17 protein-coding genes are annotated in these 12,557 nt (G+C 64.7%); 7 read left to right on the forward strand and 10 right to left on the reverse strand.

Annotated elements, in window-relative coordinates; all coding sequences use genetic code 11:
• Window positions 1-9: 9 nt before the first annotated feature.
• The 4 genes from AC1RUK_RS19370 to AC1RUK_RS19385 all read left to right on the forward strand — a co-directional run bounded on the left by AC1RUK_RS19370 (window position 10) and on the right by AC1RUK_RS19385 (window position 2,211).
• Window positions 10-195 (forward strand): hypothetical protein, encoded by a 186-nt coding sequence (locus AC1RUK_RS19370; protein WP_006201979.1) that lies wholly within the window; start codon window positions 10-12, stop codon window positions 193-195.
• A 25-nt stretch (window positions 196-220) separates the two neighbouring features.
• On the forward strand, window positions 221-1,117 hold the full coding sequence (locus tag AC1RUK_RS19375; RefSeq protein WP_481834326.1) for a 4-(cytidine 5'-diphospho)-2-C-methyl-D-erythritol kinase: 897 nt from the start codon (window positions 221-223) through the stop codon (window positions 1,115-1,117).
• The gene (moaB, locus tag AC1RUK_RS19380; protein ID WP_481834325.1) at window positions 1,104-1,646 is read left to right on the forward strand and encodes a molybdenum cofactor biosynthesis protein B; all 543 of its coding nucleotides are present in this window, start codon (window positions 1,104-1,106) and stop codon (window positions 1,644-1,646) included. Before AC1RUK_RS19375 ends, moaB begins: the two co-directional genes overlap by 14 nt.
• A 298-nt stretch (window positions 1,647-1,944) precedes the next feature.
• On the forward strand, window positions 1,945-2,211 hold the full coding sequence (locus tag AC1RUK_RS19385) for a hypothetical protein (RefSeq protein WP_481834324.1): 267 nt from the start codon (window positions 1,945-1,947) through the stop codon (window positions 2,209-2,211).
• Here the strand turns inward: AC1RUK_RS19385 and AC1RUK_RS19390 are convergent.
• Entirely contained in the window at window positions 2,201-3,172 is a 972-nt protein-coding gene (locus AC1RUK_RS19390) for a hypothetical protein (RefSeq protein ID WP_481834323.1), read from the reverse strand. The two genes, AC1RUK_RS19385 and AC1RUK_RS19390, sit on opposite strands and share 11 nt — an antisense overlap.
• Between AC1RUK_RS19390 and AC1RUK_RS19395 the strand changes: the two genes are divergently transcribed.
• Entirely contained in the window at window positions 3,093-3,257 is a 165-nt protein-coding gene (locus tag AC1RUK_RS19395; protein WP_481839618.1) for a hypothetical protein, read from the forward strand. The genes AC1RUK_RS19390 and AC1RUK_RS19395 overlap by 80 nt on opposite strands.
• A 124-nt stretch (window positions 3,258-3,381) precedes the next feature.
• On the opposite strand, the gene AC1RUK_RS19400 is transcribed toward AC1RUK_RS19395, so the two are convergent.
• Complete coding sequence (locus AC1RUK_RS19400) at window positions 3,382-3,885, reverse strand: glycosyltransferase family 2 protein (RefSeq protein ID WP_481834322.1); 504 nt, start codon at window positions 3,883-3,885, stop codon at window positions 3,382-3,384.
• Between the two features lie 150 nt (window positions 3,886-4,035).
• Between AC1RUK_RS19400 and AC1RUK_RS19405 the strand changes: the two genes are divergently transcribed.
• Both AC1RUK_RS19405 and rnhB read left to right on the forward strand, forming a co-directional pair.
• On the forward strand, window positions 4,036-5,190 hold the full coding sequence (locus tag AC1RUK_RS19405; protein ID WP_006201974.1) for a PA0069 family radical SAM protein: 1,155 nt from the start codon (window positions 4,036-4,038) through the stop codon (window positions 5,188-5,190).
• A gap of 159 nt (window positions 5,191-5,349) precedes the next feature.
• Window positions 5,350-6,045 carry a ribonuclease HII gene (gene rnhB, locus AC1RUK_RS19410; RefSeq protein WP_436171501.1) on the forward strand — a complete coding sequence of 232 codons (696 nt, stop codon included), beginning with the start codon at window positions 5,350-5,352 and terminating at the stop codon, window positions 6,043-6,045.
• A gap of 270 nt (window positions 6,046-6,315) precedes the next feature.
• Here rnhB and AC1RUK_RS19415 read toward each other — a convergent pair whose 3' ends face one another.
• From AC1RUK_RS19415 to der, 8 genes are all read right to left on the reverse strand, one after another.
• On the reverse strand, window positions 6,316-6,807 hold the full coding sequence (locus AC1RUK_RS19415) for a F0F1 ATP synthase subunit B (RefSeq protein ID WP_481834321.1): 492 nt from the start codon (window positions 6,805-6,807) through the stop codon (window positions 6,316-6,318).
• Window positions 6,808-6,817: 10 nt separating this feature from the next.
• Window positions 6,818-7,414 (reverse strand): F0F1 ATP synthase subunit B, encoded by a 597-nt coding sequence (locus tag AC1RUK_RS19420; RefSeq protein WP_481834320.1) that lies wholly within the window; start codon window positions 7,412-7,414, stop codon window positions 6,818-6,820.
• A 66-nt stretch (window positions 7,415-7,480) separates the two neighbouring features.
• Window positions 7,481-7,705 carry a F0F1 ATP synthase subunit C gene (locus AC1RUK_RS19425; RefSeq protein ID WP_006206606.1) on the reverse strand — a complete coding sequence of 75 codons (225 nt, stop codon included), beginning with the start codon at window positions 7,703-7,705 and terminating at the stop codon, window positions 7,481-7,483.
• Between the two features lie 66 nt (window positions 7,706-7,771).
• Window positions 7,772-8,530 carry a F0F1 ATP synthase subunit A gene (locus tag AC1RUK_RS19430; protein ID WP_481834319.1) on the reverse strand — a complete coding sequence of 253 codons (759 nt, stop codon included), beginning with the start codon at window positions 8,528-8,530 and terminating at the stop codon, window positions 7,772-7,774.
• Between the two features lie 67 nt (window positions 8,531-8,597).
• Window positions 8,598-8,996, reverse strand: a complete 399-nt coding sequence (locus AC1RUK_RS19435; protein WP_481834318.1) for an AtpZ/AtpI family protein — start codon at window positions 8,994-8,996, stop codon at window positions 8,598-8,600.
• A 267-nt stretch (window positions 8,997-9,263) separates the two neighbouring features.
• Window positions 9,264-10,448, reverse strand: a complete 1,185-nt coding sequence (locus tag AC1RUK_RS19440) for a cell wall hydrolase (RefSeq protein ID WP_481834317.1) — start codon at window positions 10,446-10,448, stop codon at window positions 9,264-9,266.
• A 49-nt stretch (window positions 10,449-10,497) separates the two neighbouring features.
• Window positions 10,498-10,854, reverse strand: coding sequence for a hypothetical protein (locus AC1RUK_RS19445; RefSeq protein WP_481834316.1), 357 nt, complete (start codon window positions 10,852-10,854; stop codon window positions 10,498-10,500).
• A gap of 226 nt (window positions 10,855-11,080) precedes the next feature.
• Complete coding sequence (der, locus tag AC1RUK_RS19450; protein WP_481834315.1) at window positions 11,081-12,508, reverse strand: ribosome biogenesis GTPase Der; 1,428 nt, start codon at window positions 12,506-12,508, stop codon at window positions 11,081-11,083.
• Between the last annotated feature and the right edge of the window lie 49 nt (window positions 12,509-12,557).

Consider the following 12,557-nt stretch of genomic DNA (forward strand, 5'->3'; position numbering starts at 1 on the left):
AGTTTTGAGATGCCGCAGATCATTTTCTTCGTCGCCGTTGGCGTGCTTGCCTATGTCGGCTACCGCTCCTTCGTCAGGGAAGCCGAACGCGTGACGGCCAAGATCCGGCGCACCGAAAAGCAGGCGGCCAACGGTACGATGGGAACCTTGGTCAAGGACCCCAAGACCGGCGAATACCGCCTGGCCAAGGACTGACAGCATTTCCCTTGCAGCCGACACATTGAACTCCGAGGCGCCGGCCCGGATTTGGCTTGCGCCCGCCAAGATCAACCTGGCGCTGCATGTCACCGGCAGGCGCGCCGACGGCTATCACCTGATCGAGAGCCTCGCCGTCTTCACCCGCTTCGGCGACAGGGTCGAGATCGAGCGCGCCGACAGCGATCTTTTTTCCGTGTCCGGCAAGTACGCGTCCGCGGTCCCGCACGACGACAGCAATCTGGTGGTGAAGGCACGCGAGGCACTGCGGCGGGAAGCCGGCCTGCAGCGGACGCCGCCTGTCGCCATCAGGCTGGAAAAGAACTTGCCGATCGCTTCCGGCGTCGGCGGCGGATCGAGCGATGCGGCGGCGGTGCTGCGCGGGCTCGTCCATGCCTGGGCACTGGATGTCAATGACGCCGAACTGGCGCGCATCGGCCTTACGCTTGGCGCCGACATTCCCATGTGCCTGGCAGCAAAACCCCTGGTCGCGCGTGGTATCGGTGACGAGCTGTCGAGCGTGCCGGATTTTCCGGCGCTCGGCCTGGTGCTGGTCAATCCCGGCACCACCGTCTCCACGGCCGAGGTGTTCAACGCGCTCGCCAGCCGGGACAATGACGTGCTGCCGCCGCTGCCGCGCACGATCGACTTTCACAGCATCCGCAACTGGCTGGAAATCACGCGCAACGATCTCGAACCGGCGGCCCGCGCCATCCAGCCGGCCATCGGCAAGGCATTGTCGGTGCTGAATAAGGCCGGGGCGGGATTCGCCCGTATGTCGGGCTCCGGCGCCACCTGCTTCGGACTGTTCGAGACCGGCAATGTCGCCAAGCGCGCCGCACTCGACATACGCAGCCGCCATCCCGACTGGTTCGTCGCCGCGACGCGAAGCATGGAGGCTGACGCGCATGGCCAGGATTGACGAGAGCCGACCCTTCATTCCCGTGCGCATCGCGGTGCTGACCGTTTCCGACACGCGCAGCCTTGCCGACGACAAGTCCGGCCAGACGCTGGCCGACCGCATCGCCGAGGCCGGCCACATCCTTGCCGCCCGCGATATCGTCACCGACGACCGCGACAAGATCCGCGACAAGGTGCTTGGCTGGTCGCAGGACAAAGACGTCGATGTCGTCATCACCACCGGAGGCACCGGCTTCACCGGCCGCGACGTGACGCCGGAGGCGCTGGAGCCGATCTTCGAAAAGCGCATGGACGGCTTTTCCGAAGTGTTCCACCGCATCTCCTACGACAAGATCGGCACCTCGACGATCCAGAGCCGGGCGACCGGCGGCGTCGTCAACGCCACCTTCGTCTTCGTGCTGCCGGGCTCGCCCGGCGCCTGCAAGGACGCCTGGGACGGCATATTGAAGCGGCAGCTCGACTACCGGCACATGCCCTGCAACTTCGTCGAGATCATGCCGCGCCTGGACGAGCATCTCAGACGCGGATGACGAACGGCTAGGTCGCAGGCATTTCGCCGCAGCGACTTTGGCTTTGCCAGGCAGAACAGCGTTTGCGCCTTCGAAGCGCCATTCCCAACCGGACGCTGGAAAAATACTCTGCGCCACGATCTTCGTGAGCGAGACATGCGATGAACCGACATGCCGGCGGCTGCCATTGCGGCAATATACACCTGACATTCGAAGCCGAGAGCCGCCGCAAATCGAGGTTCGCGCTTGCCAATGCTCGTTCTGCACCAGACATGGATCGCGCGCTGCCGCCGATCCGGCCGGCAGGCTGATCATTCTGGTGAAGGACGAAGAGCGGCTGCGGAAATACCAGTTCGGACTGCGGACCGCTGATTACCTGGTCTGCAGGGAATGCGGCGTCTATGTCGCGGCTGTCGCCGGAGATGGCGAAGGCGCAAGGGCTATCGCCAACATCAATGCGCTGGACGATCGGATGCAGTTCAGCCGTGAGCCTGTCGCCGTGAATTTCGATACCGAAAGCAGGGAGAGCCGCCTCGCCCGGCGGCGCTCGCGCTGGATGCCGGTCGAGATGCGTTTCAGCGGATGACCGGCTCGCCGTGGAAGCGACGGCGCGACGGCGCCGAGACCCCGAAACCGACTTCCATCATCAGCCGCGGCGTGCGCGTCGGCACGGTGCCCATATGGAAGCCGAAGGGATCCTCGACGAAGCCGAGGCCGGCTTCGCCGGTCAGCGTCACCGGGCTGTCGTCGCCGTAGACGCCGAGCACGTCCTGCGCCGGATGGCCGACGAGCAGCGTCAGCTGATGCTTGAGGGCGCGGCGCTTGTGGCTGCCGCGGACATAGACATGCGGACCGGTGCCCTCGTCGACGGGCTTGAGGTAGAAGAAGAATTTCAGCATCCGCCAGTCGTCGAGGTCGAAGTGGTATTTGCCGAGCGACGCCAGGTTCTTGTCGGCCTCCGAAGCCGCACCGGTCGGAAAGCTCCACCAGACGCGCGTCGTGATCAATTTCGCCTGGCCGCCGAGATAGTGCGCGGCGATATCAAGCAGCAGCGGGTCGTGCTGAATGGCCAACGCGGCATCGCAGTCGAGGATGCGTTCGAAAAAATGGCCGCTGAGCAACGGGCGGCCAAACCCCTTTTCGGCCTCGGCATGCTCGCCTGGCATGAACTCGAGACGACGGTCGAAATTGCCGAAGCACGGCGTGCGCTCGGCGAAGTCGGCGATTTCCTCGTGAATGGACTGCGGCAGCACCAGCCCCGAAAACAGCCCGTCCGACTTGAGCGCGGCGACGGCCGCGGCGCGGTCGACGCCGGCAAACATGGTACCTGCGTTGCGTGCCGGCTTGGCCTGCTTGGCACCAAGCCAGTGCAGCCGCCGCCCCGGCATGGTGCGGGCGAGAACAAACATCGGCAGCCAGGCGGGATTCTCGCGAAGGTCGGTCAGATAGGTCGGGATGCGTGCGGCCATGCGGCGCAACATGCTGCCGTTTCGCGCAATTGCCTCCAAGCTGGCGGCGCCGGATTTGTTAGGGCTTGTAAAGGTCATCGGGTCCTCGGGTATGAATGCGGCGCCGACGCAGCGTCAGTTGCTCACCGCTCTGGCATTACCCAAACCCGATTGTCCCGCGTGAACGGAATGCTACTCTCGCGTCATCTTTTGTGCAATGCACAATAGACAACGCACCTGCAATAAAATTCATTTGGCCGTGGAACGGGTGAAGTTCCGTCCGTTCGCGAAGGCGGGGCAAAAGAGCCTCACTTCGACGGCGCGACCCAGATCTCCGCGTTGAGCCTCCTGGTCGCAAGGCCGCGCGCAATGGCCTCGGCGCTGCGGGCGCCTTTCGACAGGGCGGCGGCCTGGCGTTTGCTGATCACCAGCCCCTCGGCCAGTGCCCGGTTGCCGGAAAAGACGCGTGCCAGGAACGGCGTGCGGCTGCCACGCGCCCGCGCAAACCGCGCCGGCATGGTTTGCCTCGCGGTGTGGGCGACAAGCTCGTCGATCCAACCTTCCGAAAGCCGCGCGCCGGGCTCCAGCAACAGCAGCCAGTCGCCCTTGGCTTGCCTGATACCGGCCGCGATGCCGCCGGCGACATAGTGGCAGCCGGCATGCTCGGCGACACGGTGCGTCTGGTCGGTGGAGCCGTTGTCGCAGACGATGACATCGCGCACCACGCCCTCGACCGCGCCGCCGATCAGCGAGGCGAGCGTGCGGGCAAGGCCCTCTTCGTCGTTCATGGTTTCAATGAGAACGCTGAGCATGGTTAGCCGAATAGCGGAAAGCCGCAGGCCGCGCCAGTTTTTGCATCGCGGCATAAAAAGTTCTTGCTTTGTTCTCGTCGGCAAAATAGGAATAGTTTCATGAACAGAGCGATTCGACAGCCTGCCGATAGTCCCTGGGAGAGGGCGAAAATGGAACAGATCGTGCGTGCCGACATTGCAGCCTTCGGGGCCGGGAGAGCCGAGATGGCGAATGCAATGATCGAACAGAGCGGCATGCGCGTGCGGCCGGACCGCAATCGCGGCCGCTCCGCCGGGATCAATCCGTCCGGCCGCTTCGAGCCGGTCAGCCGGCATGTCTTCGATGACGGCTGGAATTCGCTGGAGGAACTGCCGCCCTTCAAGACCGAGGTGCAGGTCGAGAAGCCGCGCACGATCATCACCCGCAACGAGTCGCCCGACATTTCCTTCGACCGCTCGATCAACCCATACCGCGGCTGCGAGCATGGCTGTGTCTATTGTTTCGCCAGGCCGACGCACGCCTTCATGGGCCTGTCTCCGGGGCTGGATTTCGAATCGAAGCTGTTCGCCAAGCCCGACGCGGCACGGATGCTCGACAAGGAATTGTCGAAGCCCGGCTACCAGCCGCGCACCATCGCTATCGGTACCAACACCGATCCCTACCAGCCGATCGAGAAACAGTACCGGATCATGCGCGAGATCCTCGAAGTGCTGGAAGCCCGCGGCCACCCGGTCGGCATCGTCACCAAGTCGGCGCTGGTGACGCGCGACATCGACATACTGTCGCGCATGGCCGAACGGGGCCTGGCCAAGGTGGCGTTGTCGGTGACGACGCTCGACCGCATGCTGGCGCGCACCATGGAACCACGCGCGTCGACGCCGACCAAACGGCTGGAGGCGATCCGGCAGCTTTCGGACGCCGGCATTCCGGCCTCCGTCATGGTCGCGCCGATCATACCCGGCCTGACCGATCCGGAGATGGAGCGCATCCTCGATTCGGCACGCGCCGCCGGCGCGCGGGAGGCCGGCTATGTCATACTTCGCCTGCCGCTTGAGGTGGCGCCGATCTTCAAGGACTGGCTGCTGCGCCACTATCCCGACCGCTACCGGCACGTGATGTCGCTGATCCGTTCGATGCGCGACGGCAAGGACTACGATTCGGAATGGGGCAAGCGCATGAAGGGCGCAGGACCCTATGCCTGGCAGATCGGCCGCCGCTTCGAGATCACCGCCAAGCGGCTCGGCCTCAACGCCGAGCGGCGGACGCTCAGGACCGACCAGTTCGTCGCCGCGGCCAATGCCACGGAGCAGTTGATGCTGCTTTAAGGAAGATCTGGCACCGGCCTTCGCAGGCCGGTGCATGAGAAAAGAATCCCGTCCGGCCCTGTCCCCCCGGCCTGCAGACGGTGCCCTCCCGGTCCGGCGCCCCACCCCGACCCGGAGGGACTTGCGGAGAATCGGAGCCGATGCGAACCTCGCCGCAACATGGCTCGCGCGCGTTCCGATTCTCCGCTTCTTTTCGAAATCGTCGAGAAGCCCGATTTCTCCTTCGAGACGAAGGCGATGGCCGAAGGCCTGTGGCCGGTGGCGGGGATGGACGAGGCCGGCCGCGGGCCGCTGGCCGGGCCGGTCGTCGCGGCGGCGGTGGTGCTCAATCCAGCCAACATCCCGGAAGGGCTCGACGATTCCAAGCGCCTGACGCACCTGCAGCGGGAGGCGCTGTTCGCCAGGATTCTCGGATCCGCCGTAGCCGTCTCGATGGCCTCGATCAGCGCCGAAGGCATCGACGGCAGCAATATCCTCAAGGCCAGCCTGGAGGCGATGCGCCGAGCCGTCGCCGGTCTTTCCGTGCAGCCGAAGCTGGCACTGGCCGACGGCCGCGACGTGCCGCCGGGCCTCACCTGCGCCGGTCGCGCGCTGATCAAGGGCGACCAGCGCTCGCAGTCGATCGCCGCCGCCTCCATCGTCGCCAAGGTGATGCGCGACCGCATGATGTGCGGCTGCGGCAACCACCACGACCGCTACGGCTTCGAGGTCCATATGGGCTATGCGACGGCAAGGCATCGCACGGCGATCGAAGCACACGGCCCGGTGGCGCGGCTGCACCGCGTGTCGTTCGCGCCGTTCAGGTTGGGCGGCGCTGAGGTGGCTGAAGAAGAGGGGCTGGCCGGGCTGGATTGAGCGGTTGGGCGGTATTCCACGAAGATTGGCGGAAGCGGCGGCGACAGCTAATCTCCCCCCCGCGGGGGGAGATGGCCGGCAGGCCAGAGGGGGTCGCCGCGCGTGAAGCGCCAACCTTTTCTTTCGTCGCATGGGGCGTCGCGACAGGACGTACCGACCCCCTCTGTCGCCTTCGGCGACATCTCCCCTCGAGAGGGGAGATTATCCCCGCACAACAAAAAGCCGCCAAGTTGCCCGGGCGGCTTTCGATAATCCTGTGAACGCTATCGCCTAATTCAGCTTGGCCTTCACATCCTGCAGCGAGGCCTTGAACAGGTCGGCGCCGGCTTTGGCGTCGATCTTGCCGGCAAGCAGCGCACGCGCCGCCTCGACGGCGATGTCTACGGCGCTGGCGCGCACTTCGGCGACGGCCTCGCGCTCGGCCTGGCCGATCTTCTGCTCGGCCAGCGCGGTGCGGCGCGCGACATAGTCCTCGGTCTTCTTGTGCGCCTCGGCGGCGAGCAGGTCGGCCTCGCGCTTGGCGGCGGCGACGATGTCGGCGGCCTCCTGCTCGGCTTCCTTGCGCTTGTTCTGATACTGGCCAAGCAGCTGCTGGGCCTCGTCGCGCAACCGGCGGGCTTCCTCGAGCTCATTGCTGATCTTGGCGGCGCGGGCGTCGAGCGCCTTGGCGATCAGGCCCGGCACCTTGATGTAGACGGCAGCGCCGAGGAAGATGATCAGGGCAACCGTGGCCCAGAGTGTCGCGAGAGATGTGGCGTCCATGATGCGCTCCTCACCGGGCCACGGATTTGACCGCGGCCGCGATCTCGGCCTTGCTGGCCTTGCCGCCGACAAGCGCCTCGACGATGGCCGAAGCCGTGTCTTCGGCGATCGAGCCGACTTCCTTCATGGCGTTGGCCTTGATGGAAGCGATGCTGGCTTCGGCCTCGCCGAGCTTCTTGTCGAGGGCGGCCTCGACCTTCTTGCGGGCAGTATCGGCCTCGGCCTTGGCGGCGTCGTTGGCCTGCTGGCCGATGGCGTTGGCCTTGGTCTTGGCTTGCGCCAGTTCCTGCTCGTAAGCGGCAACCGCCGCGTCGGCTTCGCCCTTCAGCTTGGCGGCGTGGTCGAGGTCCTGCGTGATGCGGTCGTTGCGGACATCGATGATGCCGCCGATGCGCGGCATCACCACCCGCTTCAGGAACAGGTAGAACAGCCCGAAGGTGATCGCCAGCCACAGAAGCTGCGACGGGAACGTCGCCGGATCGAATGGCGGGAAGGTGCCGTGCGCCTCTCCGGGCACCGAGGTGCCGGCATGCGTTTCGGCTCCCGCACCGGCAGTGCCTTCGGCAGCCGGCGCTGACTCTTCTGCAAAGGCAGATGTCACGAACATGGGCTATCCCCTGATATCAGGCTTGACCGCAGGATTGCGGCCGGCCTGCCCAATCTTCCCGAGTGCTCAGCCGAACAGGGCCAGAAGCGCGATGAGAAGGGAGAAGATGCCCAGAGCTTCGGTCACGGCGAAGCCGAAGATCAGGCGGCCGAACTGGCCATCGGCGGCCGACGGGTTGCGCAGGGCGCCCGCCAGGTAGCTGCCGAAGATGTTGCCGAGGCCAATGCCCGCGCCGCCCATGCCCAGGCAAGCGATACCAGCGCCGATGTACTTTGCTGCTTCTGCGTCCATTTCAAACTCCTTTGGATCTATAATTGCGTTGCATTTCCATCCGGCGGCAATGCCGGAAACTTGTTGTCAGTGCCCGGGATGCAGGGCGTCGTTCAGATACATGCAGGTCAGCACGGCAAAGACGTAGGCCTGCAGGAAGGCGACCAGCAGTTCCAGCGCCGTCAGCGCCACGGCCATGGCCAGCGGCAGAACCGAACCGGCGACGCCAACCGCGCCGAGCGCGCTCAGGCTGACGACGAAGCCGGAGAACACCTTGAGCGTGATGTGGCCGGCCAGCATGTTGGCGAACAGACGCACCGAGAGGCTGACCGGGCGCGACACGAAGGAGATCACTTCAATCAGCACCACCAGCGGCAGCAGGAACACCGGCACGCCATGCGGCACGAACAGCTTCAGGAAGCCGAGGCCATGCTTCATGAAGCCGTAGACGACCACGGTTCCGATGACCAGCGCTGCGAGGCCGACGGTGACGATGATGTGGCTGGTGACGGTGAAGAAATAGGGAAACAGGCCGAGCAGGTTGGCGACCAGCACGAACATGAACAGCGAAAAGACGAAGGGGAAGAACTTCAACCCTTGCGTTCCCGCAGCGTCCCTCAGCATGTTGGAGACGAACTCGTAGGCCATCTCCGAAACCGACTGCAGGCGGCCCGGAACAAGGCTGCGGCTTGACGTGGTCAGATAGAGGAACGCCGATGCGACGGCGACCGTTGCGACCATGAACAGCGCGGAATTGGTGAAGGACAGGTCGTAGCCGCCGATGTTGATCGGAATCAGCTTGACGATATGGAACTGGTGGATCGGATCGACCTTGTCAGCAGCCACTTTACATCCCCGTCAAAGCCGCGTGCGGCTTCAGTGTCCTGTTTCGCGCCTTTGACAGCGCCTCGTCCTAGTCTTTCGGATCGCGCGTTTTGTCGCCCTGTCCGAATCCCGCCACCAGTCCCGCCGAGCGCAGGACATTGAGCACGCCGGCGCCAAAACCCAACAGCAGGCCGACGATCAGACCCCATGGCGATGTACCCGCCAGACGGTCCAAGAACCAGCCAAGGCCGACGCCCACCACTATGCCGGCGATGAACTCGCTGGATAGTTTGAGCGCCTGGCCGTATCCGGCCACGCTGCCCGTTTTCGCGTCGTCTTTCGCCTCGAGCCGGTCCGGCCGTCTTGTCGCAAGCGATGCTTCAAGATCGCGCCGGCGGCGCTCAAGATCGTCGTCGCGGATGTCGGCTTCGTGCTGTTTGCCGCGGCCGGTTTCTCCGGTTCCGTCTGGCCCGTTTTTGTCGGCCATCGCAACCCCCCTGCCCGGTCAGATCGTCGCCGTCCGTCCGCTACCAAAGTCGCCGGCAACATAGTTAGAGGGTCCGCGCCCGTCAAGCCACGGGCCGAACTTCAATGTGATGTATTTTTCCCAGTTAAATCAACCACTTATTTAGGTGCGACATCGTGCCCGCCGCAGTTGCGGGCATGTGCCTGCCGAATCCTTGCGGCGACGGGCCTTTGGCTGCCGGGTCTTGAAGCCTCTCCGGCTCGCCGCGAACGCCTGTTCAGGGAATACTCAGCTCCAGCCGCCGCCATAGGTGCGATAGAAGATATGCAGGCCGATTTTGGTCATCTTCTTCATCGTGCGCGCCCAGCCCGGGTGGACATAGTTGGCGTAATAATGGGTCGAGGAGCCGACTTCCGGAATGAAGATCTTGCCGGCGGTGACGGCCATGGCGACATCCTGGGCGGTCTTGTAGGCGACAGGATTGCTGATGCGCTTCTTGCGGCCGTCGCAGGCGAAGGAGAACTGGCAGCGATTGTACCAGTGGTCGTTCTGGTAGACGACGCCGCAGATCGAATTCGGATAGGCCGGGTTGCGGACGCGATTGAGGATGACCTGGGCGACGGCGGCCTGGCCGCGTACGGTTTCGCCGCGCGCCTCGAAGTAGATGCCGTTGGCAAGGCATGCCTGCTCCGGCTTGGAAAAGACGCTGGCCGGCAGCGGGTTCTGGATCCACGAATGATCGCCCTTGCTCATCGGCGGGATGAAGCGGCCGTTGTTCGGCTGTTCGTCCTGCAGCAAGGCCTCGAAGGGCGAGGCCTTGGCGTAGTCGGGTTCGGCCTGCGCGTAGGCGGTGGCCAGTACGTCCGGCTTGTCATTGTTGACGAGAGCCGCCAGCATGGCGGGAACGCCGGGATCGGGCTTCTTGTCCTCACGGATGTGGAAGGCCTGGGCGATCTGGATTTCCTTGCCCCTGATGCCGGGCTTGGCGAAGGCGAGCTTCAGGCCACTGTCCATGCTCGGGCGAAGCAGCGAGGAGGTGCGTTCGAAGATCGAACCGGCGTTGAAGTTCTTCGGCGGCGCCACCGGCGAGATCTGGACGATGCGGCCCTTCTTGTCGGCGCGCGCGATACGATCCTCGTCTGGCGTCGTGCCGGCCACATTGCCCTTGCCGCGAAACGATACGCTGCCGATGCCGGGCAACTTGACGCCCGACCCGGAGATCGAGCCGGTGGAGATGGAATCAACGAACGGCATTTCGGCGGCGTGCACAGAACCGGCGACGGATTTCTCGACATAGGCGTTCCAGCGGGCGTTCGGCTTCTCCAGGCCGGAGACCAGGCTGGTCATGTCCTGATAGGCAATGACGGTCGGGAAGCCGACCCAGATGCCGAGACCGATGACCAGCGGAGATAGGAACGAACGCTTTTTCTCACCGGCGACGGCGGCCAGCCGTTTCAAGACACGTCGATGCACGGAACTCTCCAGAAACGCAACTGACCCTCTGGAGAGCCAAAATGATGCATTAACCTTGATGGGGCGTTAACGGGTTCGATCGTGTTTTTTTGATGTTGATCCGAAAGGGACGTTTCCAACGCCCCTCAACCAGGCGGAAAATCAGGCCGGCCGGAGAAAGATCGGCCAGGCGATCAGTGCGCAGACGGCCGCCGCCAGCCATACGCCCGCCCATGACGAGAGCAGCAGCAATCCCGGAATGCCCCGGCACCAGGAAGAAGGCGATGAAGACGAAGCTGTTGGCGAGGCCGAGCGCCGTTCCGGCACGGCTGGCGCCGGCAAGCGTCGCAAGCTCGGTATAGGCGACACCATGCCAGGCGGAAACCGAGATGCCGGCAACGACCAGCACCATGGCGACGGCCGGCATCAGCACGGGCTGCCAGCCAGGCGTGACGGCTGCCGCCAGGACCAGCAGGCCAAGGGCAGCGAAGGCAAGCGCGCTCAAGGCGCTGCAGAACCGCAGGAACGGGCGACGGTTGCCGTGGCGGCGGTGAAGCGGCCGCTCCAGACGCGCAGGACCATGGCGCCGTGCCGAGGCGGATGAAGGCCTGAGGAATGTGGCTTAAGGCGGCAACGCCCCGAGAGCCGACGGCTCAGCGCTTCTTCGCCCTGCCGGCAAAGGGATTGTCCGAGGTGCGCAAGGCGATGCGGATCGGCACGCCCGGCATGTCGAAGGCCTCGCGCAGGCTGTTCGAGAGGTAGCGGACGTAGGATTGCGGCATCGCGTCCGGTCGCGAGCAGGAGACGACGAAGCCCGGCGGGCGGGTCTTAGCCTGCGTGACATACTTTATCTTGAGCCGACGGCCGGCGACGGCAGGCGGCGGATGATGCGCCAGTATGCCTTCCAGCCAGCGGTTGAGCTTGCCGGTCGAGACGCGGCTGTTCCACACCTTGTGCGTCCGGATGACGGCATCCATCAGCTTGTCGAGGCCGCGCCCGGTCTCGGCTGAGACCGTCACCGCCTGCATGCCGCGCGCCTGCGGCAGCAGCCGCTCGGTCTTCTCGCGCAATTCCGCCAAGAGTTCCTGCGGCTTGTCGATCAGGTCCCATTTGTTGAAGGCGATCACCGGCGCGCGGCCCTCGCGGATGATCAGGTCGGCGATCTGCAGATCCTGCTTCTCGAAGGGGATGGTGGCGTCGAGCACGATGATGACGATCTCGGCGAAACGGATGGCGCGCAGGCCGTCCTGCACCGACATCACTTCCAGCTTTTCGTGGATCCTGGCCTTGCGGCGCATGCCGGCGGTGTCGAACAGTTTTAAGCGGCGGCCGCGCCAGTCCCAGTCGACGGAGATGGAATCGCGGGTGATGCCGGCTTCCGGCCCGGTCAAAAGCCGCTCCTCGCCGATCAGTGCGTTGATCAGCGTCGACTTGCCGGCGTTCGGGCGGCCGACGACGGCGATCCGCATCGGCTTGGTGTCGTCATAGGCGGGCTCGGCGTCCGGATCGGCAATGTCCTCGCCGATCAGCACTTCGCTGGCGGCGACCTCCTCATCGTCGTCCTCTTCCTCGCCGAAAGCACGCTCCTCGCCGAGGGCTGCGATCACGGCGTCGCGCAGATCGGGCATGCCCTGGCCATGCTCGGCCGAGACCGGGATCGGCTCGCCCAAGCCAAGCTCCCAGGCTTCCAGCATGCCGCCCTGCGCGCCCTTCGCTTCGGCCTTGTTGGCGACCAGCACGACCGGCTTGCCGGATTTGCGCACGACTTCGGCGAAGGTCCTGTCGTCAGGCAGCAGGCCGGATTTGGCGTCGATGGTGAAGAAGATCAGATCGGCCTCGCGGATGGCGATCTCGGTCTGCGCGCGCATGCGGCCCGGCAGCGTCGAGGCGCCCGCATCCTCGAAACCGGCAGTGTCGATGACTTCGAAATGCAGGTCGTAGAGCTTTGCCGCATGGACGCGGCGATCGCGGGTGACGCCCGGCGTGTCGTCGACAAGCGCCAGCTTCTTTCCCACCAGCCGATTGAAAAGAGTCGATTTGCCGACGTTAGGCCGGCCGATGATGGCGACTTTGAAGCTCATGAGAGCAACATGTGGGTAGATTGGATCGCTCTGCCGGAGATGGTTTGGG

The sequence above is a fragment of the Mesorhizobium monacense genome (assembly GCF_056781675.1).